Here is a 24,622-nt window from a genome sequence, read left to right as displayed (position 1 = left end):
TTAGTTTTTCAAAAAAATATCACTAATTTTAAAAATTTGCCTTATAAAACTTTTCATCGCTGAAACCGTGTGGTAAAATGATTAACGTATAAAATTTGTATAAAGGGAAGTTTATATGAAAAAGAAAGATCTTATTTTTTATGCCGGAGCGGCAGTCTTGATGGCTGTGTCTGCTCAGGGAGTCAGTGCAGATGAGCTGGTTTCAAACGAGGCCGCTACTACTGAAGGCAACCAAGTCCAAGCTGAAAAAGCGCCAGAAGTAGCCGTTGCTGAAAAGTCGGTAGCACCTGTCGCAAGCAACTATGCAGCACCAGCAAATGTGACTGAACAGTCTGTAGCACCTGCGAGCAAGACCACGGCTTCAGAAAGTGGAACCCCATCTGTAGAGAAAGCTACAGAAGCATCGACGACTGAGAAAGAAGAAACTCCTCTTCCGTCTAATACAGGAAGCACGACCTTCTTTAACACAGGCGCTCACGCTCCTGCTGGTCGTTCAACAGATGTGGCGGTTCAACCAAAATCATTCGTTGATGTGAGTAGCCACAACGGAGACATTAGTATTGGCGACTACCGTACCCTAGCTAATAAAGGCGTGGGCGGTGTCGTTGTCAAATTGACAGAAGACACTTGGTACAAGAACCCAAATGCGGAGAACCAAATTCGTAATGCACAGGCTGCGGGTCTGCAAGTATCGACCTACCACTTCTCACGCTATACTTCTGAGGAAGCAGCGCGTGCAGAAGCGCGATTCTACATTGCAGAAGCGCAACGCTTGAATATTCCAAAGAACACCCTCATGGTCAATGACTTTGAGGATGCCAAGATGCAGCCAAATATTAACCGCAACACCCAAGCTTGGGCGGACGAAATGCGTAAAAATGGTTACACCAACTTGATGTTCTACACCAGTGCTAGCTGGTTGGATGAAAACAATCTTCGCAAGAAAGGTCCTGTCAACACCGCTCAATTTGGTCTTCAGAATTTCTGGGTTGCCCAATACCCTTCTCCAAAACTGTCTGTAAACGATGCGAAAAGCTTGCGTTACAATGGGAAAGCTGGCGCCTGGCAGTTCACTTCTCAAGCGGAATTGCTTCCAGGAAAACACCTCTTTGACCACAGTGTGGACTATACCGGTCGCTTCACAGCGAACGCAAAACCTGCAGCGGATCCAACAGAAGGCAGCTTAAGTGGGAAGATTGATATTGTCAATAACGATACTATGACGGGCCGCTTTGACGTTGTCATCTCAAATGTTAGGGCGCCAAATGGAGTTCGAACCGTTTCTGTCCCAATCTGGTCAGAAACAGGTGGTCAAGATGACCTTGTTTGGTATACAGCCAACCGTCAAGCCAATGGGACCTATACCATCAATGTAAAAGCAGCGGACCATAAAAACTCAACCGGTCTTTATAATGTTCACCTTTACTATGTTCAGAACAATGGACAAATGACGGGTGTGGGCGGAACAACGACGACAGTAGCCATTGGAAAGAAAAATCAGACACCAGTGTCAGCTGATTTGACTATTGCAAAATCAGAAAAAGACGGTACCTTCACCATTACAGCTAAGAACCTTCAAGGCTTCGATGGCTACAAGGAAGTGAAGATTCCATTCTGGTCTCATGCGAATGGGATGAAAGACATCATCTGGTATACTCCGACTCGCCAGGCAGACGGTTCTTATACTGTAACAGCCAAAGCCAGTAACCACGAAAATGCTGATGGCAAATACGAAGCGCAGGTCTTCTATGTAGACGCCCAAGGTCAAAACAAATTTGTGAAAAAGGCCTTTATCGATTATACGGCGACAAAGCCGGCCAATGCTGTCGCAGCTGATCTGACCATTACAAAATCAGAAAAAAATGGCACCTTCACCATCACAGCTAAGAATCTTCAAGGCTTCGATGGCTACAAGGAAGTGAAGATTCCATTCTGGTCTCATGTCAATGGGATGAAGGATATCATCTGGTACACTCCAACTCGCCAGGCAGACGGTTCATATACTGTAACGGCTAAGGCTAGTGACCACGAAAACGCTGATGGCAAATATGAAGCGCAGGTCTTCTATGTGGATGCCAAAGGCCAAAATAAGTTTGTCAAGAAAGCCTTTATCGATTACACAGCTTCTAAACCATCTGCTGATCTGACCATTACAAAATCAGAAAAAGACGGCACCTTCACCATCACAGCTAAGAACCTTCAAGGCTTCGATGGCTACAAGGAAGTGAAGATTCCATTCTGGTCTCATGCGAATGGGATGAAAGACATCATCTGGTATACTCCGACTCGCCAGGCAGACGGTTCTTATACTGTAACAGCCAAAGCGAGTGACCACGAAAATGCTGATGGCAAATACGAAGCGCAAGTTTTCTATGTGGATGCTCAAGGCCAAAATAAGTTTGTCAAGAAAGCTTTTATTGATTACAAAAATCAATCTCGTTCAACCGGTACTCTCTTAATCCAAAACAACAACAAAGATACAGGTACCTTTGACGTCATTATCAAGGATGTCTACAGTCCTAAAGGTGTACGAACTGTTCAAGTCCCAACTTGGTCTGATAAGGACGGTCAAGATGATATCCGTTGGTATGAAGCGACTCGTCAAGCGAACGGAGACTACAAGGTATCTGTCAAAGCGAGTGATCACAAGAACTCAACTGGAAAATACCATGTTCACCTTTATTACATCCAAAATGATGGTTCTCGGATTGGTGTTGGTACAACAACCACAGATGTGGAAGTTAGAAATGCCATGACCAAAACCCAAGCGTCTATCAAGAATGTCAATGCAACGAATGGCACTTATACGGTAGCTGTAGATCAAGCCCCTCAAGGTCGTCAGATTAAGAACATCCGTGTCGCAGCTTGGTCGAAAGCTCATCAAGAAAATCTTTACTGGTATTCCGCAACACCGACAGGTGTGCACACAGAGATAACGGTATCTGCTAATAATCATGGTAATGAAGCAGGCAACTATACGACTCACGTCTATGTGGACTACAAAGATGGAGGAGTTGAAGGTTTTAACCTGGGTCAGACAGCCTTGTCTCCACGGAATCAAAAGGTGAATCCACAAACAACCTATTATTCTCAACGAGACCCTCGTTGGGCTGGGAAGTGGTATGGTGTGAGCAATGTCGATCAGTCAGGTTGTGTGCCAACCTCTCTTGCTATGACCTTCACAGATATCCTTGGCAGAACGATTTTGCCAACAACAGTGGCTGATTATCTTTACAACAATACTGATTCATTTAACAAAGGTGAAGCAGGAACAGATGCAGATGGGATTGTATCTGCTACTCGTAACTGGGGCTTGAAGAGTCAATTGATTAACGGAGCTGGAGGCATTGCAGAAGCCCTCATGGCTGGCAAGCATGTACTTGCTGCGGTAGGCAATAGCCAATTTACTAGCGATCCTTATACCCATGAGTTGGTCTTGCATGGCTATGATAATGGTAGAACCTATGTACGCGATCCATATAATAGCGGCAACAACGGCTGGTACTCCATCAATTATCTTCACTCTATTAAGAGTAAGGATCCGATGGATAACAAGCTTGGAGCACCTTTCTTCTCTATTTTTGCATAAGTTGATCAGAAGGCCAAATTGGCCTTCTGTTTTCTTTAAAATCAGGATAAAATCTTCTAATGATATTGTTTCTTGATCCGGCGGTTTGTGCTATAATACTACTATGTGGGTACAATCCGTATAAAAAATTGTAAGGAAGATACATGAAAAAGAAAGATCTTATTTTTTATGCTGGGACAGCCGTTTTGTTGGCTTTCTCGACACAACAAGTCAAAGCCGATGAGCAACATGCGTCTGATCAAACACCAGAAAATACATCAGCTGTCGTTGCAACAACTTCATCAGAAGCACAGAATACCTTGAGCGAAGGAGTAGTAGTTGAGAAAGGTATTCAGACAGAAAATACCGTTGCAACAGAGGCAGCACCTATCACACCGACTCTTAGCAATAACCAGTCTTCTGACAAGGGCACTAGCGACAAGGTTGTATCAGAGCAACCAGCACCAGCTGTGGTAGCTAGTCGCGCACCATATGGCGCACGCGCACGAGTGGTAGCAGCAAGAAATGAGAGTGTTCCTCAACAGGAATCTCCAGTTTCCGCAGATTTGACTATTGCAAAATCAGAGTCAGACGGCACCTTCACCATTACAGCTAAGAATCTTCAAGGCTTGGATGGTTATGAAGAAGTGAAGATTCCATTCTGGTCTCATGCCAATGGGATGAAGGATATCATCTGGTACACTCCAAGTCGTCAAGCAGATGGTTCTTATACCGTAACAGCCAAAGCCAGTGACCACGAAAACGCTGATGGTAAGTACGAAGCGCAAGTCTTCTATGTGGATGCCAAAGGCCAAAACAAGTTTGTTAAGAAAGCCTTTATTGACTACACAGCTCCTAAACCATCTGCTGATCTAACCATTACGAAATCAGAGTTAGACGGGACTTTCACCATTACAGCTAAGAACCTTCAAGGCTTCGACAGCTACAAGGAAGTGAAGATTCCATTCTGGTCTCATGCCAATGGGATGAAGGATATCATCTGGTATACTCCGACTCGCCAGGCAGACGGTTCTTATACTGTAACAGCTAAAGCCAGTGACCACGAAAACGCTGATGGCAAATACGAAGCGCAAGTTTTCTATGTGGATGCCAAAGGCCAAAACAAGTTTGTCAAGAAAGCCTTTATTGATTACACAGCTTCTAAACCATCTGCTGATCTGACCATTACAAAATCAGAGTCAGACGGGACTTTCACTATTACAGCTAAGAACCTTCAAGGTTTCGATGGTTATACAGAAGTGAAGATTCCATTCTGGTCTCATGCCAATGGGATGAAAGATATCATCTGGTATACTCCGACACGTCAAGCAGACGGTTCATATACTGTAACAGCCAAAGCTAGTGACCACGAAAACGCTGATGGCCAGTATGAAGCGCAAGTCTTTTATGTAGATGCCAAAGGCCAAAACAAGTTTGTCAAGAAAGCCTTTATTGATTACAAAAATCAATCACGTCCAACTGCTAGTCTCTTAATCCAAAACAACAACAAGGATGCGGGTACCTTTGACGTCATCATCAAGGATGTTTATAGCCCTAAAGGGGTGCAGACTGTGCAAGTTCCTACTTGGTCTGATAAGGATGGCCAAGACGATATTCGCTGGTATGAAGCGACTCGTCAAGCGAACGGAGATTACAAGGTATCTGTAAAAGCGAGCGATCATAAGAACTCTACTGGTAAGTACCATATTCACTTTTACTATATTCAAAATGATGGTTCTCGTGTGGGTGTTGGTTCAACGACTACAGAAGTTGAATTCCGAAATGCTCAGACGAAGACACAAACAGGGATCAAGAATGTCAATTCTGGTGCTGGAACCTATACAGTAACGGTGGATCAAGCGCCTCAAGGTCGTCGGATTAAGAACATCCGTGTCGCAGCCTGGTCTCAAGCACACCAAGAAAATCTTTTCTGGTATTCAACAGCACCTTCTGGAATGCATACAGAAGTGCAGGTCTCTGCAGCAAATCACCAGTACCAATCAGGTAACTATACCACTCACGTCTATGTGGATTATGTCGATGGTGGCGTTGAAGGCTTTAACCTTGGTCAAACAGCCCTTCATCCCCGTGCGACAGTAGATCAAACTGCCTTTAGTCCTCGTGTAACGAATGGACAACGGGACCGTGTCTTACGGGCAGCAGCTAGTCTAGTGGGTGTTCGTGGCGGCACTGCAGCTCACCATCAATTGGTCAATGATTATAACAGTGTTAAACCACTTCCGGTTGGTTATGCAGTGAAGACGACCGATGACTGGTGTGATATCTTTGTCACAACAGTCTTCCAGCGGGAAGGTTTGAGCGGTTTGATTGGCCGTGAATGTGGAGTCGAACGTCACATCCAGATCTTCAAACGCTTGGGCATCTGGAATGAAGATGGTACCACTACACCAAAAGCAGGGGACATCATCACCTTTAACTGGGATCAAAATAGCCAACAAAATAATGGCTTTGCGGATCACATAGGAATTGTCGAGAGCGTCTCAAATGGGATCATTCATACCATTGAAGGAAACTCCAACAACCAAGTCCGTCGCAATACCTACCGAATCGGACATGGCAATATCCGTGGATTTGCAACCCCTCGCTATCAATAATAAAAAGGGAGTGGGAAAGAACTCTGACTAGTTAAAAAGAGTTCGTCTTCCCACCCCCGCACAGTTGATTAGGTCATCTTTGGAGCTTAAAAAGCGAACAAAGATGCCAATCAACCACTGCGTCATACAGTTATTTCTATCAAATATAAAAAGGCTGAACAGTTTTTGTCCAGCCTCTTTTTGTGGCTTCTTTTTTGAATGCAGATAAGTTTTTAAAATAAAATGAGAGATTCTGTCAATTGTTTTAAATGATTTTTATCTTTTGAATTATTCGATAATGACTGGAGACTTTACGCAGTGAGTAAAGTGCCTGAAACAATAACGATTCAGGCACTCGGAATTATTGAGACCTTAGGCTCAATAATTAGTCATGGAACTTCGTAGAAGTTCGCTGACGTCCGTACTTACCTAAGGAAAGTTTTTAATATGACTTTGTCTTCAATCTAAAAGAATCCTGTGGCTTCTTTTTTAGTCTCCCAATCCTTCTTCAAAACTCTTGGAAGGCGCCTCAACTTGTATGGTTTCAAGCGTTAATGGATTAGTGAAGGTCAAGCGGTGGGCATGGAGCATGAGTCGCTCTCCGCGTGCAGGGTTATAGAGAGGATCCCCGACAATCGGGTGCCCATGATGGGAGAGATGGACCCGGATCTGATGGGTGCGCCCTGTCTTGAGTTGGCATTTGACCAGGCTGTTTCGCCCGATTTTTTTCAGTTGCGTCACCTGAGTTTCTGCATACTGACCTTTTCGTGGATCGACCAGGCGCTTGCGCCGATCGTGGCGATCGCGTCCGATTTTATCCTTGTAGACGATAGTTTTTTGCGCTAAATTTCCTTGGATCAAGGCCCAGTACTCGCGTTGGATTTTTTTATCTTCCAAAATTCGGTTGAGTATAGGCAGAATAAAAGGATTCTTGGCAAATAAAATCGCTCCGCTGGTTTCCTTATCTAACCGGTGCACGACGTAGCAGGTGGATCCAACATAGCTGGAAACATGGTTGAGAAGAGCAATTTCCATCGGTTCGTTGGCATGGGTTTTCATGCCTTCGGGCTTATTGACGATGATGACGTGCTCATCCTGATAGAGTTCTTCGACGAGACTGGGGTCTCCTTCTGGGAGCTCTTTTTCAGGGTAATCGTCTGCGTCAAAGATCAGCCGGATCTGATCCCCTTTTTGAACGGGGCTCTGCCAGTTGATGGTCTCTCCATTCACCAAGACGTGTTTTTTGACCCGTAAAAAATGCCGGATCTTACGGGGGATGAGGAAGTAGTCTTCAAGGAGCTCTTTCACAGTCATTTGGGGAAAGGATTGTGGAATGGTAAATTGATAGTTCATGACCCTATTGTAGCAAAATCTAAGCTTAAAGAAAACTAAATGAGAAATAGCGAGGAGCTATCTTTTCTTGCTAGGACAAGGATAAGGTGTTACAATAACAGGTATGAATAGAATAAAAGAATTATTTGAAAACCTGATCACTTTTTTTAGAAAGGATCATCCGCCCAAAGCGGTGGCAGAAGAAGTGCCCGACACGGAATTGCCGGAAGAGACAGTGGAGCCAACTTATAGTCGCTCAGGCAAGCACAGAAGCAAGCCTCTCTCTCAGCACCCCTTCCGTCGTTTTTGGCGCCGATTCCATTTGACCAAGATTCTCCTGATCATTGGACTAGGCTTTAGTCTCTTGACAGGGGGCTATCTCTTCTATCTCGCAAAGACGACCAACGTCAAGGATTTGCAGAATGCACTCAAGGCCACGACCATTATCTATGATAAGAATGGGGACCAGGCTGGAAGTTTGACCGGACAAAAAGGAACCTACGTCGAACTCGATGCCATTAGTGAGAATCTGCAAAATGCCGTGGTCGCAACAGAGGACCGGAGCTTTTACAAGAATAGTGGGATCAACTATGGTCGCTTCTTCTTAGCCATTTTGACTTTGGGTCGCTCAGGTGGTGGATCGACCATCACCCAGCAGCTAGCTAAAAATGCTTATCTGTCCCAGGACCAGACGGTGGAGCGCAAGGCCAAGGAATTCTTCCTGGCACTTGAAATCAATAAGAAATACAGTAAAAAAGAGATCCTCACCATGTACCTCAACAATGCCTATTTTGGAAATGGGGTTTGGGGAATTGAGGATGCTTCCAAGAAGTATTTTGGGGTTTCAGCCAGTCAATTAAGCCTAGATCAGTCAGCGGTTCTCGCAGGCATGCTCAAGGGACCGGAGATCTATAACCCGCTCTATTCAGTAGAGAATGCGACCAACCGCCGCAATACGGTCCTTCAAAATATGGTAGCGGCCGGCTATATTGACCAGGCAACAGCCGATCAATCTGCTGCTGTTGATATCCATGGCCAGCTTGTCGATGCTTATGAAGGCAAGTCAGAGGACTACCGCTACCCATCTTATTTTGATGCGGTCATCAATGAAGCGGTCAACGAATACGGTCTCACCGAAGAAGATATTGTCAAAAATGGCTACCGGATCTACACTGAGCTGGATCAAAATTACCAAGCAAGCATGCAGGTGATCTATGACAATACAGCTCTCTTCCCAGTAGCGGAAGACGGCACGCGCGCGGAATCTGGTAGTGTAGCGCTTGATCCTAAGACCGGAGGGGTTCGGGCTCTCGTAGGGCGTGTCGGAAGCGATCAAAATCCAGGTTTCCGTACCTACAACTACGCTACCCAGGCTGCCCGTAGTCCAGGCTCAACCATCAAACCTTTGGTTGTCTATAGCCCAGCTGTTGCTGAAGGTTGGTCGACCAATAAGGAATTGGACAATAGTACCACCCAATATGGAAGCTATGAGGTTAATAACTATGCGGGAATCCAGTCGAGCCCAACGGTACCAATGTACCAGGCCTTAGCAGAATCCCTTAACCTTCCAGCCGTAGCGACCGCTAATGATTTGGGTCTCGATACGGTCTTTGAATACGGGAAAAAATTCGGACTCAACATGGACAAGGTGGACAAGTCGCTTGCCGTTGCCTTGGGAGCTGGTGTGACAACCAATCCGATGCAGATGGCTCAGGCCTATGGCACCTTTGCTAACGGCGGGGTCATGAATGATGCTCACCTCATTACCAAGATCGAAAATGCAAGTGGCCAAGTGGTCAAGAGCCATAGCCAGAAATCAACCCGAGTGCTCAGTGGTTCAACGACAGATAAGATGACCAATATGATGCTTGGTACCTTCAGTAATGGTACAGGGGTGAACGCTGCGCCTTATGGCTATACCATGGCAGGGAAAACCGGTACGACAGAGACCAGCTTTAACAAGGACCTCTCTGGAGACCAATGGGTGATCGGCTACACGCCAGATGTGGTCATCAGTCAATGGCTTGGTTTCCCAACGACCGATGAAAATCACTACCTGACGGACAGTAGTGCTGGGACGGCATCCGAGATCTTCCGCAATGTTGCCAACAGTGTCCTGCCTTATACAGACGGTACTCAGTTTGACTCGGTGAAGAACTCTTATGCTGAAAATGGCATTGCGCCAGTCGGAGAAGAAACGACAGAAACAGATAGCAAAGAAGACAAAGGTTTCTTTGAGGATGTCAAAGAAAAGGCGTCGAATATGGTCGATGATGCGAAAAAAGCAATCGACGAAGCCGATATCCCAGGAAAAGCGAAAAACGCTTGGGATACCTTCAAAGGCTGGCTTGGTTTCTAATCAAAAAAACGATTCAGAAGGATTTCTGAATCGTTTTTTGCAGATTGAAGACAAAGTCTTCTTAGAAACTTTCCTTAGGTGAGTACGGACGTCAGCGAACTTCGAAGAAGTTCCATGACTTAGTTTTGGACCTAAGGTTCCAAAACTCCCGAGTGCTAGAAACACTAGTGTTTCTAGCACTTTTCTCACGGCGGAAAGTTTCTGTTGAAATGATCCTAATAGTATTAATTATTTTAATTTTTCAACATCACTTAAGTTGTTTTATGTAAAATGCAATTTGTCTATATTCTAAAAGATCTATTCAGAAGGATTTCTGAATAGACCTTTGTTTAAAGTTCACTATCTGACAAGCTAAAGGTATCGCCGTGTTGGAGATCCCCGTACTGGTAGCCTCGTTTGAACCAGCGCATGCGTTGCTCTGAAGTTCCGTGGGTAAAGCTATCTGGTACCGAGTAGCCGTAGGCTTGCTCTTGGAGAGTGTCATCCCCGACTGCATGGGCTGCATTCATGGCTTCTTCGATATCGCCGATATCTAGAAGGTTTCGGTCTTGAATGGAGCGGGCCCAGACACCGGCTAGATAATCAGCTTGTAGCTCAATGCGGACACTGATGGCATTTCGTTCCTTTTCAGAAAGACCTTGTTGCATCCGATGGTATTTACCAAGGATTCCCAGCTCATTTTGCACGTGGTGGCCGACTTCGTGAGCGATCACGTAGGCCATGGCGAAGTCCCCGCTAGCCTTGTATTTGGTTGTTAATTCCTTGTAGAAGCTCATATCCAAATAAATCTTTTTGTCGGTTGGACAGTAGAAGGGACCAGCCGATGCTTGCCCAACTCCACAGCCTGTCTTTGTCCGTCCGGTATAGAAGACTAGTTTGGGCTCCTGGTAGGTCCGTCCTTCGGCTTGAAAGACCTTGTGCCAATGATCTTCTGTTGTGGCAAGGACCTTGCTGACGAACTCAGCATCTGCATCGTCGACATGGGTCTTGTTGGTGCGCGTGATCTGGCTAGACTGGTAAGAATGAGAAGTCTCGTTTCCAAAGAGTCCACCAAGACTAGCGCCACCACCTCCTAGAAGAACCAGAAGAAGGATGAGGACGATCTTACTCTTGAAGCTTCCGGGCGATAGTAAGATCTGTAAAATGCCCCCGCCAAGGTTACTGTTTCCTGAAGATTGGGAGTAGCTTTGCCCTCGACGGTCTTCGATATTTCTACTTTCTTTTAGGTTATCACTTTTCATATTCGTCTCCTTTTGTTTTATTTTACCAAAAATGAGGAAAAAACCAGAGTGATAACGCTTTAGATTTGCTTTTTTCTTGACAGGAGATTTTCTGTTCTTGTCAAAACGTGGAAAACTTGCTATAATGGGGTGAACGGAGGCGTTATGGCATTAAAAAAAGCAAGTCTAGCGTGTACGGTTTGTGGGTCACGCAATTACTCCATTAAGTTGAGTGGGACGCCAAAACCAACACGTCTAGAAGTCAATAAATTCTGCAAACATTGCAGCAAGTATACCATCCATAAAGAAACACGATAGGAGAGAGTTGTGAAATTCATTAAAGATATTTTCGTCTTACTAAAAGATACAACTTGGCCAAATCGCAAGGAAAGATGGAAAAACTTTATCTCAGTGATTGAGTACACCGCTTTCTTTGTTGCATTGATTTATTTGTTCGACAAAGTCATTGCACGTGGCCTATTGCACATGATCAATTTCTTTTAAGAAAAGAAGCCAGGAGGCTGGGCAACAACTGTCCAGCCTTTGATTTTTGATAGGAATAACTGCAAGACGCAGTGGTTGATTGGCATCTTTGTTCGCTTTTTAAGCTTCAAAGATTGCCTAATCAACTGTGCGGGGGTGGGAAAACGAACTCTTTTTAACCAGTCGGAGTTCTTTCCCACTCCCACTTTTTGTAGTCTTTTCTTAAAAATAAATCAGCAAACCTCTTTGCATTCCTGCAAAATGTGGTATAATGAAGCTAGGAAAAGGAAAGCCAAGAGGCTTTTTTTAGTATGTTCACAAAAGCTCGAGCAGGCTAAACAGAAAGAAAGGATACCCAAATGGACAGTTTTGATAAAGGCTGGTTTGTACTACAAACCTACTCAGGATATGAAAATAAGGTAAAAGAGAATCTTTTGCAACGTGCGCAAACTTACAATATGTTAGAAAACATCTTGCGCGTAGAGATTCCAACTCAAACCGTACAAGTTGAGAAAAACGGTAAAACCAAAGAAATCGAAGAAAATCGCTTCCCAGGTTATGTCTTGGTAGAAATGGTCATGACAGATGAAGCTTGGTTTGTCGTTCGGAATACACCGAACGTTACAGGTTTCGTCGGATCACACGGGAACCGTTCAAAACCAACTCCATTGTTGGAAGAAGAAATCCGCAGCATCTTGCTCTCTATGGGTCAAACCGTTCAAGAGTTTGATTTGGATGTCAAGGTGGGCGATACGGTTCGTATCATCGACGGTGCCTTCACAGACTATACTGGTAAGATCACTGAAATTGATAACAACAAGGTGAAAATGGTCATTTCTATGTTCGGTAACGATACGGTTGCAGAAGTGAATTTGAACCAAATTGCTGAATTGTAAGAAAAATAGAACCCTCCAAGAAAAACTTGGAGGGTTCTTTGTATGGATCGTTATTGATTTTTATCTAGGCCGGTGATCTTTTTTAACTGCTTGGTTTCTGCAGCAGATGTAACATTGAAGATCTTATTTCCTTGTGTAGAGAAGCTAGATTCATCTCCGTTGCTATCTTTATAGACATAGCTGGTCCCATTTTCTGAACGCATAATGGCATAGGGTTTTCCGAGACGTTCGAGGGCCGTTTTTGGTGTATCGGATTTGGAAATGCTGCCAGTAGACTGGTGGTTAGCATCGCCCCCTCTTAGTCGGAAGGTGATATCTGTTAACACATTATTGCGGAAGAAAGCCATGATATCGCCATTGTCTGTTGCCCAAACATTGACTCCATCACCAGGATTCGCACTGTCTGTGCTACTTACGGGTTGACCAAAGGCTGCAACTACGTCATCGTAACTGCTTCTTTCTTTTGGCCCACCAACCTCTTGTCCATCTTCAGTTCTTAATACAAAACCGGTGGTAGGGTGGAGGTTCTTGAGCTTTTCGATCTCAGGAATGGATGCAGCTCCTGGCACATATTGGAGAGATGCGCCATCATCTGGATCCAAGCTGAAGCGACCTGAAAAATCATCTGAGCTACTGCTGTCTGAAGAAGTGCTCGACGATTTACTAGATGATTTTTTTGTTGAGGATTGTTTGATCGGTTTTCTAGAACTAGAAGCTGTTTTTGCTGGTTGCGCAGAATTGGCAGGTGAGCAGGCTGCTAGTGTTACTAGTGAAAGAAGGCCGATCGTAAAGAAACGAATGTTTTTCATAATGACCCTTTCTAATGTGCTTCGCCGATCAGGCGAGATTTTATTATATCAATAATCAAGGAATGGAGCAAATGGAAACAAAAAATCCCCTATTGCTAGGGGAATTTTTAAAAGATAAAAGATGATAAAAAATTTTATTATCAAGGCGGTAGACGGATTTGAACCGACGATCAAGCTTTTGCAGAGCCGTGCCTTACCACTTGGCTATACCGCCGTAACATATAATATTGTAACCTAAAAAACAAGATAGGTCAAGAAAAACTTTTTCCTTCAAATCATTACAGATGAAGAATGCTGAAAAAATCTCTCAAATAGCTTGCGAATTCTAGGGATTTCTGCTATACTTATAGAGTTGTCTAAGACAGCAAATACTCATCTCGGATCCATTGTGGCACCGTTGCCCTTGTGGTCGTGCTGCAAGTTGACGTCTGAGAGAGGAGAAAAAAACAAAAAAGGAGAAACTACTCATGGCAGTAATTTCAATGAAACAACTTCTTGAGGCTGGTGTACACTTCGGTCACCAAACTCGTCGCTGGAACCCTAAGATGGCTAAGTACATCTTCACTGAACGTAACGGAATCCACGTGATCGACTTGCAACAAACTGTAAAATATGCAGACCAAGCATACGACTTCATGCGTGATGCAGCTGCAAACGATGCAGTGATCTTGTTCGTAGGTACTAAGAAACAAGCTGCTGATGCTGTTGCTGAAGAAGCGGTTCGTTCAGGTCAATACTTCATCAACCACCGTTGGTTAGGTGGAACTCTTACTAACTGGGGAACAATCCAAAAACGTATCGCTCGTTTGAAAGAAATCAAACGCATGGAAGAAGATGGAACTTTCGAAGTTCTTCCTAAGAAAGAAGTTGCATTGTTGAACAAACAACGCGCTCGTCTTGAAAAATTCTTGGGCGGTATCGAAGACATGCCTCGTATCCCAGACGTAATGTACGTTGTGGATCCACATAAAGAACAAATCGCTGTTAAAGAAGCTAAGAAATTGGGTATCCCAGTTGTAGCGATGGTCGACACAAACACTGACCCAGATGATATCGATGTTATCATCCCAGCGAACGATGACGCTATCCGCGCTGTTAAATTGATCACTGCGAAAATGGCTGACGCTGTTATCGAAGGACGTCAAGGTGAAGACAGTGTTGCTACAGTAGAAGCTGAATTGGCAGCTACTGAAGGTCAAGCTGATTCAATCGAAGAAATCGTTGAAGTTGTAGAAGGCGACAACGCTTAATTTCATTCAATAAGTAACGAACCTAAGAGGGCAGGGCTCAGCCCGACCCTCTTCTTTTATTAAAAAAATATAGGAGAACAAAAATGGCAGAAATTACAGCTAAGCTTGTAAAAGAATTGCGTGAAAAATCTGGTGCTGGTGTCATGGACGCTAAAAAAGCATTGGTTGAAGTGGAAGGCGATATCGAAAAAGCGATCGAATTGCTTCGCGAAAAAGGTATGGCTAAAGCAGCTAAGAAAGCTGACCGTGTTGCCGCTGAAGGTTTGACTGGTGTTTATGTAGACGGTAACGTTGCAGCAGTTGTTGAAGTGAACGCTGAAACTGACTTTGTTGCGAAAAACGCTCAATTCGTTGAATTGGTAAACGCAACAGCGAAAGTGATCGCTGAAGGTAAACCAGCTAGCAATGAAGAAGCTCTTGCTTTGACAATGCCTTCAGGTGAAACTCTTGAAGCTGCATATGTATCTGCAACAGCTACAATCGGTGAAAAGATTTCATTCCGTCGTTTTGCTTTGCTTGAAAAAACAGATGCACAACACTTCGGTGCTTACCAACACAACGGTGGACGTATCGGTGTTATCTCTGTGATCGAAGGTGGAGACGAAGCACTTGCTAAACAAATCTCAATGCACATCGCTGCAATGAAACCAACTGTTCTTTCATACAAAGAATTGGATGAGCAATTCGTGAAAGACGAATTAGCACAATTGAACCACGTCATCGACCAAGATAACGAAAGCCGTGCAATGGTTGGTAAACCAGCTCTTCCACACTTGAAGTATGGTTCTAAAGCTCAATTGACTGACGAAGTTGTCGCTCAAGCTGAAGAAGATATCAAAGCTGAATTGGCAGCTGAAGGTAAACCAGAAAAAATCTGGGACAAAATCATCCCTGGTAAAATGGATCGTTTCATGCTTGACAACACTAAAGTTGACCAAGCCTACACTCTTCTTGCACAAGTTTACATCATGGATGACAGCAAGACAGTGGAAGCTTACCTTGAATCAGTAAATGCTTCAGTAGTTGAGTTTGCTCGCTTTGAAGTTGGTGAAGGTATCGAAAAAGCAGCTAACGACTTTGAATCAGAAGTTGCAGCTACAATGGCAGCGGCTCTTAACAACTAAGAATACAAAAAAAGAGGTTTCGATGGGAACCTCTTTTTTTGTAAGATAAAGTCATCTAAATAACTTTCCTTAGGTGAGTACGGACGTCAGCGAACTTCAAAGAAGTTCCATGACTAATTAAGATACAAAGGGCGTCTGCGGATAAAGTCAAAATAGGAAGTTTAACGAAGAATCTTTAGATTCTAGGAAAACTTATCTTTTTGACACAATCCGCCGCCCGTGTTCAATTAGTTTTGGACCCATTCGCTTTTCAAATTTTAGGCTCATGCTAAAACAGTTCCCCGAACTGTTTTACTTCCAAAACTCCCGAGTGCTAGAAACATGATTGTTTCTAGCACTTTTCTCACAGCGGAAAGTTTTAGTAGATGACTGAGTAATTCTAATAAATAAATTTTTTTGTTTTATAGAATTTATTAGATTTGTAAAAAAACAGTTTGTCTATACTCTTAGAGGAACGGGAACCTCTTTTTTGTAAGTAAAAACTGAAGCCGATGCTTCAGTCTTTTGCTTAATGTGCGAAGGTATCGATTCCTAAGATCAGGGACAGGGTTCCCATGATGAGGCCGGCTAGGATCACTCCGAGGATGACTGCGAGGCTACTGCGTTTGAAGTCCCAGTCAAGGATAGAAGCTGCAAGGGCACCAGTCCAGGCACCAGTTCCCGGAAGAGGAATTCCCACAAAGAGCAATAAGGCCCAGAAGATTCCCTTGTCTCCTGCAGCTTTTTCTAATTTCTGTCCGCCTCTATGGCCCTTATTGAGACACCAGCTAAAAAAGCCTCCGATAATTGGTTTTTTTGCCCCCCAAGTAAGAATATGGCGGGCGAAAAAGAAGATCAGAGGGACAGGGAGAAGATTTCCGATCACTCCGATCAAGAGCGCTGTCCATAAGGGAATGCCATTTGCAATGGCAAAAGGGATGGCCCCGCGCAATTCAACAAGGGGAACCATGGAGATCAGGAAGGTAAAGATATATTTCATTGGTCAAGCCTTTCGATTAGTCTTCTTCATTCTATCGTATCTTTTCTCAATTGACAACTATGATATTTTTAAATCTTTTATCTTGACTTTCTGAATGAGGAAGCATATAATAAAGATATAGTTAATTAGAATCATTATAAAAAAGGAGAAACGATATGACAACTATGAAACATGAAGCAGCTACTGATGTAGCAACTTTTGCACCTTCTAATAAAGAAACTCTTCCAGAAACAAAAGCCCTCTTGAACCAAGTCGTAGCAGATCTCTACGTCGCTCACATTGCCCTTCACCAAGTACACTGGTACATGCGTGGACGTGGCTTTATGGTCTGGCATCCAAAAATGGACGAATACATGGACAGCTTGGATGCAACCTTGGATGAAGTGAGTGAACGCTTGATCACTCTTGGTGGTGCGCCATATTCTAGCATGACTGAATTTTTGGAACACAGCAATATTGAAGAACGCCGTGGAACATTTACGAAAAATGTAGAAGAAAGCTTGACACGTGTTCTTGAAATCTTCCATTACCTCGATGGCCTTTACCAAAAAGCTTTGGATGTTACAGATGCTGAAGGGGACGATGTAACCAACGATATCTTTGTTGGGGCTAAAGCAGAACTTGAAAAGAACATTTGGATGGTGGCTGCTGAACTTGGTCAAGAACCAGGATTATAAGATCAAAAAAAATAATAGAAGCCAACGGCTTCTATTTCAGACTGAAGACAAAGTCTTCTTAGAAACTTTCCTTAGGTGAGTACGGACGTCAGCGAACTTCTACGAAGTTCCATGACTAATTATTGAGCCTAAGGTCTCAATAATTCCGAGTGCCTGAAACTATTCAGTTTCAGGCACTTTTCTCACGGCGGAAAGTTTCAGTAGATGATTGAATAATTCTAACGAATAAATTTTTTTATATTATAGAATTTATTAGATTTGTAAAAAAGAACAGTTTGTCTATGCTCTCAATAGAAGCCATTGGCTTCTATTTTTTTGGTTCGTAGGAGATTTCCACTAATTAAAGGAATTCTTAATCTAACTATAGTTGGAGCGAAATCGAGGCCTATCGCTCCTATTTTTTTGGTATAGTTAATATGTGATTTTCTATAAGCGTTCGCAGGCATAAGAAAGCGCTTACAATTTTAATAGTTAATCCTAAGAGGAGGTTTTTATGGGAAAGTCTTTTTTTGAAAAGCGTCCTGTTTTTAGTATTCGTAAGCTCTCAGTTGGAGCTTGTTCTGTTGTGATTGGGATTTCTGCCTTGGGTCTTTCAAGGGTCCATGCGGAAGAAAAGCCAGCCCTCGAAAGTGAACCGACTTCGATTGAGACACCAAGTGTTGTGACGGAAAATTCAGAAGCGGAAGTTCCTGAAGCTGGTGCAAGGGTTTCAGAAGCTCCAGCTGTCATCACCCCTACCAGAGTTGAGGAAAAGCCAGCGCCTCAAGGCGAAGGCCAGCCCGTTTCAGCTTCATCTGAGCGTGCTACAGGAACGGAAGAAACAGCAGCTCCAGATCAAAATCGTGTAGCGGAGGATATTGTGCAAGATCGAGAACGTGATTTTAATAAAGATTGGTATTTTAAATTAAATGCGGCTCCTGGTGCAGAAGGGCGTCAAGTGGATGTCAAGGATTGGAAAAAATTAGATCTTCCTCATGACTGGTCTATTTTCTTTGATTTTGATCACAACTCTCCTGCTCAAAATGAAGGGGGGCAATTAAACGGTGGGGATGCTTGGTATCGTAAGACCTTCCGTTTGGACGACAAGGATCTAGATAAGAAGGTCCGCTTGGAATTTGGCGGGGTTTATATGGATTCCAAAGTCTATGTAAACGGACAATTCGTCGGTCATTATCCAAATGGCTACAATGCCTTTTCTTATGATATTACTCCTTATTTGAATGCGGATGGAAGTGAAAATACCATCGCCGTTCATGTGGTCAATCAACAACCAAGTAGCCGTTGGTATTCTGGAAGCGGGATTTACCGGGATGTTAAGCTGAGTGTGACGGACAAGGTTCATTTAGCGCAGTATGGGACTACGATTACGACCCCTCAGTTGGAAAAACAGCAAAATGGGGCAGTAGATACAGTGGTGAAGAGCCGCATTGTCAACCAGGATGATCAAGCCCATAGTATTTATGCGGAATATGAAATTGTCGATCAAAATGGCCAAGTGGTGAGCGAAAAAACGCGCAGTGAAGCACAAGCTGTTCTAGCAGGTCAAGCGATCAACCTTTCTCAAACCTTGCATGTTGAAAAACCAACCCTCTGGGATGTGAAAACGGATCATCCAGCTCTCTATACCTTGTATACGCGGGTTTATCGGGATTCGCAGTTGGTCGATGTGCAAAAGGAACGCTTTGGTTATCGCTATCTGAACTGGACGCCAGAAGGTGGCTTCTTCCTCAATGGGGTGGCGACGAAATTCCACGGGGTATCTCTTCACCATGACCACGGGGCTCTTGGAACTGAGGAAAATTACAAGGCTGAATACCGCCGTCTCAAACAGATGAAGGACATGGGAGTCAATGCGATTCGGACGACCCACAACCCAGCCAGTGAACAAACCTTAAACATTGCGGCTGAGTTGGGCTTGATGGTCCAAGAAGAAGCTTTTGATACCTGGTATGGTGGCAAGAAGCAATACGATTACGGTCGTTTCTTTGAAAAAGATGCCACTCACCCAGAAGCTCGTAAGGGGGATACTTGGTCCGATTACGATCTACGGACCATGGTAGAGCGGGACAAGAACAATCCAGCCATTGTCATGTGGTCAATCGGTAACGAAGTCGGTGAAGCAGATGGTTCAGACAAATCTGTCGCAACTGTTCGTCGGTTAGTCAAGACCATCAAGGACGTGGATGCAACCCGCTATGTCACCATGGGAGCTGATAAATTCCGCTTTGGTGATGGATCAGGAGGCCATGAAAAGGTAGCAGCAGAGCTTGATGCGGTTGGTTTCAACTATTCAGAGGCCAACTATGAAAGCTTATGGGCGAAACATCCAAACTGGCTCATTTATGGCTCAGAAACCTCTTCTGCAACGCGGACACGGGGCTCTTACTACCACCCTGAAAGAGAATGGGTCGGCAGCAACCAAGAAGACCGCCATTATGAACAATCAGACTACGGCAATGACCGGGTTGGTTGGGGTCGGACAGCGACTGCCTCTTGGACCTTTGACCGTGATCATGCCGGCTATGCAGGACAATTTATCTGGACAGGTACGGACTATATCGGTGAGCCAACACCATGGCACAACCAAAATGATACACCTGTGAAAAGTTCTTATTTCGGTATTGTCGATACGGCAGGTCTTCCAAAGAATGATTTTTACCTCTACCAAAGCCAATGGGTATCGGCTGAGAAACATCCGATGGTCCATCTCTTGCCGCATTGGAACTGGGACAATCCAGAATTAGCCAATCGTGTCATGGATGAAGAAGGACGGATTCCTGTTCGGACCTTCTCCAATGCCCACAGTGTGGAATTGATTGTCAATGGGGAATCACAAGGAGTGAAGACCTTTACCAAGAAGACCACAGCTGATGGCCGGACTTACCAAGAAGGGGCAAATCCGGATGAACTTTATCTAGAGTGGTTGGTCCCTTATGTACCAGGTAAAGTGGAAGCTATTGCGCGCAACGAAGCAGGAGAAGTGATCGCGAAAGATCAAGTCGAAACAGCCGGCAAGCCTGCGGGTGTCCGTTTGTTGAAAGAAGAACACGCGATCGCAGCGGACGGTAAGGATTTGACCTATATTACCTATGAAATCGTCGATGAAGCAGGTCGTGTGGTCCCAACTGCCAATAATTTGGTGCATTTCCATTTGCATGGACAAGGCCAAATTGTCGGTGTCGATAATGGGGAGCAAGCCAGCCGTGAACGCTACAAAGCGCAGGAAGATGGCACATGGCAACGCAGAGCCTTCAATGGCAAAGGGGTTGTCATTGTCAAATCAACGGAGCAAGCAGGTGCCTTTACTCTGTATGCAGACTCAGATCGCTTGCAATCAGACCAAGTCAGCCTCTTTACAGGTAAGAAGGACCAAGCAGAACGCACTGTATTAGGTGTGGAACCTGTTCGACAAAGTGCTTATCTAGGAGAAAAACCAACCTTACCAAGTAAGGTCAATGTGGTCTATAGTGATGGCAAGGCCCAAGAAGAAGCCGTTGAATGGGACGCGGCAGACTATAGTCGTGCTGGCCAAGTCCGTGTGACAGGTCATGTTCAAGGACGCACGGTCGAAGCTCTGGTCGATGTGATCGGCGTGGAACAAGTCCTTCCAGTCATCAAACAAATCCCACAGGGAGCAGATCTAGCAGCAGTGGATAAGGCTGTGCAATTAGTCTTCACCGATGGGACCACTGCCCACTATGAGGTCGATCAATGGACCTTGGAAGCTGGTCAAGAAAATCAGTTGTCCACACCAGGAGCACGCTTGAAAGCGACAGGACTCCTAGGCAATGGGGAAACCGTCCAAGCGACACTAGTGGTTGCAGGAGGAGATGTAGCCAAGGCTAAGAAACCAACGGTTCAGCTAGATGGAGTAGTTCTTCCAAAATTTGGTAGTGGCAACCATACCATTTTCCGTTCCCTCGCTTATGGTCAAGAGCCAGGTCAAGTCACAGCAAGTGCAGAAAATGCCCAAGTGACGGTCCTCCAAGCTAACCGTGAAAATGGTTTGAAAGCTCAAATCTTTGTAACTGCTCAGGATACGGGAGCTGTACAGACCTATGTGGTCCAATTCCAAGAAGAAAGTCCACAGATTGAGCGCCTAGAATTGCGTCTGCCAGAAGGACAGGAACTCAAGGAAGACCAAACGGTACCACTTGAAGTCATTGCCCATTACCAAGATGGTAGCCAGGCAAGTCTCAAAGCAGATCAAATCGATGTGAAGACAAGATCTGGTAGCCAAGGAAAAGCCGTCGCAACCAATAAAGGTTTGGAATTGCGGGAAGCAGGATTGGTTCATTTAGAAGCTAGCTTCCAAGGAAAAACAGGGGAATTAACCTTTACCATCACGCCAAATCCAGAAGAAAAAACGGTTGTGAAGGTGCGTCCTGTACGAATCAGCACCGATCGAAATGTTTTGCCAGCTCTTCCAGAGACCGTCTTGGTCGAGTATGACAAGGGATTCCCTAAAGAAAAACGCGTGACCTGGGATGCTGTGACCGCAGATCAAGTCAAGGATTACCATAGCTTTACAGTCACAGGTCATGTAGAGGGTGTGGAAAAAGAAGCCCAAGCTCAAGTGACGGTTGAAGGCATTATCGCTGTAGAAGAAGTCAGCACCACCACTCCAGTCGGAGAAAAACCAGCTCTTCCAGAAAGCGTGCGGACCTATCACTCTAATGGTAAGACCTATACAGCTAAGGTGGCCTGGGATGCGATCGATCCGCAACTCTTGGCCAAAGAAGGAGAAGTTGTCCTAGCCGGTCGTGTAGAAGGAACGGATCTTCCAACACGTCTTCATATTCGTGTTTCCGCAAACACAGTCAAGGGGGCCAATGTAGCAGAGCAATGGACAGGATCAGTCTTGCCACTCGCTTTTGCAAGTGACTCTAACGATGCGGATCCAGTTGCTAAGGTCAATGATAAGGTCATCTCCTTTACCGATGCTCCAGCTAACCGTTGGACCAACTGGGGCCGTGACAATGCGGAAGATTCTGTTGGTATCTTGTTTGGGGATTCTGGTATCTTGACCAAGCGAGCAGTGGACAACCTCCATGTTGGTTTCCATGAAGACCACGGCGTTGGGGCTCCAAGTGAGTATGTGATTGAGTACTATACAGGGGAACAAATCCCAACTGTTCCAAGCAATCCAAATCGCGTCAAAGACGAAACAGACCATCCATTTAACAATCCAGCCAACTGGAAAGAAGTCAGCAACCTAACCGTTGAAGAACCGGTAGCAGCTGGCAAGATGAATCATTTCAGTTTTGATAAAGTCGACACCTATGCTGTTCGTATTCGCATGAAGACACCAGAAGGCAAACGTGGAAGCTCTATTTCAGAGATTCAGGTATTTGCCAATAAGGTTGCGGCAGAAGAAAAGAGCCAGTTGACCATTCGCGTCAATGGCGATGTATTGCCAGGTGTCAACCCAAGTGTGACCGATTACTACATCGATGCGCGTGATCGAGCTTATCCACAGGTGGAAGCGACAGCTAGCCATCACGGTCTTGCAACGGTTGTGCCAAGCGTCCATGAAGGTGAGCCAATCCGTGTCATCCATAAAGCGGAAGATGGTACCATCTTACAAGAATACCATCTCCATCTCACAAGCGATGCAGAAAAACTGAAACAAGCTGTTCCAGTAGCAGTAGAAGCAGGCAGACGTTTTGTGAAAGCCGGTCAAGATCTAGTTCTACCATCTACAGTAGGTGTCTACTTTAAAGGGGACACAGGTTATGAACGCAAGGAACTGACGGTGGACTGGCAGGCTATCCCAGCTGATGCACTTTCTCATGAAGGCAGCTTCACGTTAGAAGGAAAAGTCCTCGGCTATGATCTGACAGCTCAGCTGACCGTTCGGGTGTCAGAAAAGACAGGAGAAATCCTCTCTGTGAACCGTGACTACAATGCAGAGGATAGCAGGGCATTTGCCAGTGAAACCAATGATCTCGATCCAAACCAAATCGACTATATCGATTACATCAACGATGGTGGCTACAACGAGTACTATCGCTGGACCAACTGGAAGAGAGAACCGGATCAAACTGAAGTATTTGCTGGTCTTATCTTCAAGAAAAATGGTCAAGTAACAGAGCGTTTGGTCAATAAAGTAGCGGTCGACTTCTTTGCAGATCAGGAAACAGGTCTGCCAACGAAAACTGTTCTTGAACGCTACATTGGTCCAGACTTTGATGTTCCGGATGATTATGGCAATCTGAAGAATCTTCCAGATCATCCATTTAACCAGGCCTCTAACTGGGAAGAAATTCCTTATAGCTTGGATTATGACTTTGAACCGGGCTATATCTCCAACCTTAGCTTCAATGAAACAAGAACCAAAGCGATCCGCTTAAGAATGGTTCGAAATGAGAATCTAAAAGGGATTGGAATTATTGAACTGAGTGCCTATGCACCAACGGAAGAAGCTCGGGCAACAACTGATGTCACCATCCAAGTGAATGGTAAAGACCTAGAAGGTTTTAAACCAGATGTGACAGATTATCATCTAGAGTATGAGGGAGACCGTCCAATCGTTTCCGCACAAGGCAAGAATGGAACAGCCGTTACGGTCGTGGATGCTAAAAGCGCCAATGCTCCTGTTCTTGTCAAGGTTGTCTCAGAAGATGGCAAGGTCGAAAAAGTATATCAACTTTCTCTCTCCGCAAAAGCACCTACAGGCTCAGCCATTCCTGAAGAAGGAGTTAAGAATCTGGTTCATACCAAGCCAGAGTTGGTGATTGAGCCAGAAGAGATGGACTTTGAACGCTTAGAACGTCCAAATGCGGATCTTCCAAAAGGTGAGAAACGTGTGGTTCAAGAAGGTCAAAAAGGCCGCAAATTGCGCTTGGTGGAAGTTTCTCAAGAAAATGGTGTGGAAAGCCGGAAGGAACTAGATGCCTTTGTAGAACTAGATCCAGTGGCAGAAATCACAGAGGTGGGCACGAAAGAAGTACTTCCAGATACTCCACAACCAGAGCCACAGCCGCAACCGCAACCAGAGCCACAACCACAACCACAACCACAACCAGAACCACAACCGCTTCCGAACCTAGAGCGCCCTCATGTTTCAGAAGGACCAGTAGCTATCGCAACTCCTCAAGCATCTCTTGAGGTCAAAGCGGTGCGCCAGGAAGGGATAGATGCAGCAGGGAAGGAAGTCGAGAAAGAAACTCAAACACCAGCAGTTTCAGCTGCTCCAGTTTCCGAAGGTAGATTACCAAATACAGGAACGGAAGAAAGCGTCGCAAGCCTCGTTGCTGGAATCCTAGCGGCAGGCCTTGCCAGTGCTGTGCTGGACGATCAGAAAAAAAGAGCCAATAAGGCCAAGTAAA

At 44.8% G+C, this 24,622-nt stretch carries 14 protein-coding genes and 1 tRNA gene; 10 read left to right on the top strand and 5 right to left on the bottom strand.

Annotated features, from left to right (window positions below):
* Positions 1-115: 115 nt before the first annotated feature.
* Together K1I56_RS05520 and K1I56_RS05515 are read left to right on the top strand one after the other, a co-directional pair.
* Positions 116-3,589 (top strand): GBS Bsp-like repeat-containing protein, encoded by a 3,474-nt coding sequence (locus tag K1I56_RS05520; RefSeq protein ID WP_223325482.1) that lies wholly within the window; start codon positions 116-118, stop codon positions 3,587-3,589.
* Between the two features lie 143 nt (positions 3,590-3,732).
* Positions 3,733-6,183 (top strand): GBS Bsp-like repeat-containing protein, encoded by a 2,451-nt coding sequence (locus K1I56_RS05515; protein ID WP_223325481.1) that lies wholly within the window; start codon positions 3,733-3,735, stop codon positions 6,181-6,183.
* Between the two features lie 468 nt (positions 6,184-6,651).
* Here the strand turns inward: K1I56_RS05515 and K1I56_RS05510 are convergent, their stop codons facing one another.
* Entirely contained in the window at positions 6,652-7,515 is an 864-nt protein-coding gene (locus K1I56_RS05510; RefSeq protein WP_023919838.1) for an RluA family pseudouridine synthase, read from the bottom strand.
* A 103-nt stretch (positions 7,516-7,618) separates the two neighbouring features.
* On the opposite strand from K1I56_RS05510, the gene pbp2a reads away from it, so the two are divergent.
* A complete protein-coding gene (gene pbp2a / locus K1I56_RS05505) occupies positions 7,619-9,853 on the top strand; it encodes a penicillin-binding protein PBP2A (RefSeq protein ID WP_223325480.1) in 2,235 nt (744 codons plus the stop codon).
* A gap of 329 nt (positions 9,854-10,182) precedes the next feature.
* On the opposite strand, the gene ypfJ is transcribed toward pbp2a, so the two are convergent.
* Positions 10,183-11,094 carry a KPN_02809 family neutral zinc metallopeptidase gene (gene ypfJ / locus K1I56_RS05500; RefSeq protein WP_049492562.1) on the bottom strand — a complete coding sequence of 304 codons (912 nt, stop codon included), beginning with the start codon at positions 11,092-11,094 and terminating at the stop codon, positions 10,183-10,185.
* Positions 11,095-11,238: 144 nt separating this feature from the next.
* Here ypfJ and rpmG point away from each other — a divergent pair, with 144 nt between their 5' ends.
* The 3 genes from rpmG (at position 11,239) to nusG (ending at position 12,452) form a co-directional block, all read left to right on the top strand.
* Positions 11,239-11,391 (top strand): 50S ribosomal protein L33, encoded by a 153-nt coding sequence (gene rpmG / locus K1I56_RS05495; RefSeq protein ID WP_003009043.1) that lies wholly within the window; start codon positions 11,239-11,241, stop codon positions 11,389-11,391.
* A 9-nt stretch (positions 11,392-11,400) separates the two neighbouring features.
* On the top strand, positions 11,401-11,577 hold the full coding sequence (gene secE / locus K1I56_RS05490) for a preprotein translocase subunit SecE (protein WP_003002261.1): 177 nt from the start codon (positions 11,401-11,403) through the stop codon (positions 11,575-11,577).
* 338 nt (positions 11,578-11,915) lie between these two features.
* Positions 11,916-12,452, top strand: a complete 537-nt coding sequence (gene nusG / locus K1I56_RS05485; RefSeq protein WP_003002077.1) for a transcription termination/antitermination protein NusG — start codon at positions 11,916-11,918, stop codon at positions 12,450-12,452.
* Between the two features lie 50 nt (positions 12,453-12,502).
* Here the strand turns inward: nusG and K1I56_RS05480 are convergent, their stop codons facing one another.
* Both K1I56_RS05480 and K1I56_RS05475 read right to left on the bottom strand, forming a co-directional pair.
* Positions 12,503-13,261: a hypothetical protein gene (locus K1I56_RS05480; protein ID WP_223325479.1), complete on the bottom strand. Its 759-nt coding sequence runs from the start codon at positions 13,259-13,261 to the stop codon at positions 12,503-12,505.
* 143 nt (positions 13,262-13,404) lie between these two features.
* Positions 13,405-13,475 (bottom strand) — tRNA-Cys (locus K1I56_RS05475).
* 253 nt (positions 13,476-13,728) lie between these two features.
* On the opposite strand from K1I56_RS05475, the gene rpsB reads away from it, so the two are divergent.
* The gene (gene rpsB, locus K1I56_RS05470; protein WP_003016971.1) at positions 13,729-14,511 is read left to right on the top strand and encodes a 30S ribosomal protein S2; all 783 of its coding nucleotides are present in this window, start codon (positions 13,729-13,731) and stop codon (positions 14,509-14,511) included.
* A gap of 83 nt (positions 14,512-14,594) precedes the next feature.
* Complete coding sequence (tsf, locus tag K1I56_RS05465) at positions 14,595-15,635, top strand: translation elongation factor Ts (protein WP_049492557.1); 1,041 nt, start codon at positions 14,595-14,597, stop codon at positions 15,633-15,635.
* A gap of 508 nt (positions 15,636-16,143) precedes the next feature.
* On the opposite strand, the gene K1I56_RS05460 is transcribed toward tsf, so the two are convergent.
* On the bottom strand, positions 16,144-16,614 hold the full coding sequence (locus K1I56_RS05460) for a COG2426 family protein (protein ID WP_223325478.1): 471 nt from the start codon (positions 16,612-16,614) through the stop codon (positions 16,144-16,146).
* A gap of 155 nt (positions 16,615-16,769) precedes the next feature.
* Here K1I56_RS05460 and K1I56_RS05455 point away from each other — a divergent pair, with 155 nt between their 5' ends.
* On the top strand, positions 16,770-17,291 hold the full coding sequence (locus K1I56_RS05455) for a Dps family protein (protein ID WP_003001978.1): 522 nt from the start codon (positions 16,770-16,772) through the stop codon (positions 17,289-17,291).
* 493 nt (positions 17,292-17,784) lie between these two features.
* A complete protein-coding gene (locus K1I56_RS05450) occupies positions 17,785-24,621 on the top strand; it encodes an Ig-like domain-containing protein (protein WP_223325477.1) in 6,837 nt (2,278 codons plus the stop codon).
* The last annotated feature ends 1 nt before the right edge of the window (position 24,622 follow it).

Origin of the sequence: Streptococcus parasanguinis, assembly GCF_019929185.1 — a bacterium.
Taxonomy (GTDB): Bacteria; Bacillota; Bacilli; order Lactobacillales; family Streptococcaceae; genus Streptococcus; species Streptococcus parasanguinis_O.
Note: the sequence above shows the minus strand (reverse complement) of the source record. Positions and strands in the feature narration are given on the sequence as shown.

What these genes read in the sequence shown, in the direction of transcription:
- K1I56_RS05520 (WP_223325482.1), top strand. Translation starts at nt 116, where the DNA reads ATGAAAAAGAAAGATCTTATTTTTTATGCCGGAGCGGCAGTCTTGATG.
- K1I56_RS05515 (WP_223325481.1), top strand. Translation starts at nt 3,733, where the DNA reads ATGAAAAAGAAAGATCTTATTTTTTATGCTGGGACAGCCGTTTTGTTG.
- K1I56_RS05510 (WP_023919838.1), bottom strand. Translation starts at nt 7,515, where the DNA reads ATGAACTATCAATTTACCATTCCACAATCCTTTCCCCAAATGACTGTG.
- pbp2a (WP_223325480.1), top strand. Translation starts at nt 7,619, where the DNA reads ATGAATAGAATAAAAGAATTATTTGAAAACCTGATCACTTTTTTTAGA.
- ypfJ (WP_049492562.1), bottom strand. Translation starts at nt 11,094, where the DNA reads ATGAAAAGTGATAACCTAAAAGAAAGTAGAAATATCGAAGACCGTCGA.
- rpmG (WP_003009043.1), top strand. Translation starts at nt 11,239, where the DNA reads ATGGCATTAAAAAAAGCAAGTCTAGCGTGTACGGTTTGTGGGTCACGC.
- nusG (WP_003002077.1), top strand. Translation starts at nt 11,916, where the DNA reads ATGGACAGTTTTGATAAAGGCTGGTTTGTACTACAAACCTACTCAGGA.
- K1I56_RS05480 (WP_223325479.1), bottom strand. Translation starts at nt 13,261, where the DNA reads ATGAAAAACATTCGTTTCTTTACGATCGGCCTTCTTTCACTAGTAACA.
- rpsB (WP_003016971.1), top strand. Translation starts at nt 13,729, where the DNA reads ATGGCAGTAATTTCAATGAAACAACTTCTTGAGGCTGGTGTACACTTC.
- tsf (WP_049492557.1), top strand. Translation starts at nt 14,595, where the DNA reads ATGGCAGAAATTACAGCTAAGCTTGTAAAAGAATTGCGTGAAAAATCT.
- K1I56_RS05460 (WP_223325478.1), bottom strand. Translation starts at nt 16,614, where the DNA reads ATGAAATATATCTTTACCTTCCTGATCTCCATGGTTCCCCTTGTTGAA.
- K1I56_RS05455 (WP_003001978.1), top strand. Translation starts at nt 16,770, where the DNA reads ATGACAACTATGAAACATGAAGCAGCTACTGATGTAGCAACTTTTGCA.
- K1I56_RS05450 (WP_223325477.1), top strand. Translation starts at nt 17,785, where the DNA reads ATGGGAAAGTCTTTTTTTGAAAAGCGTCCTGTTTTTAGTATTCGTAAG.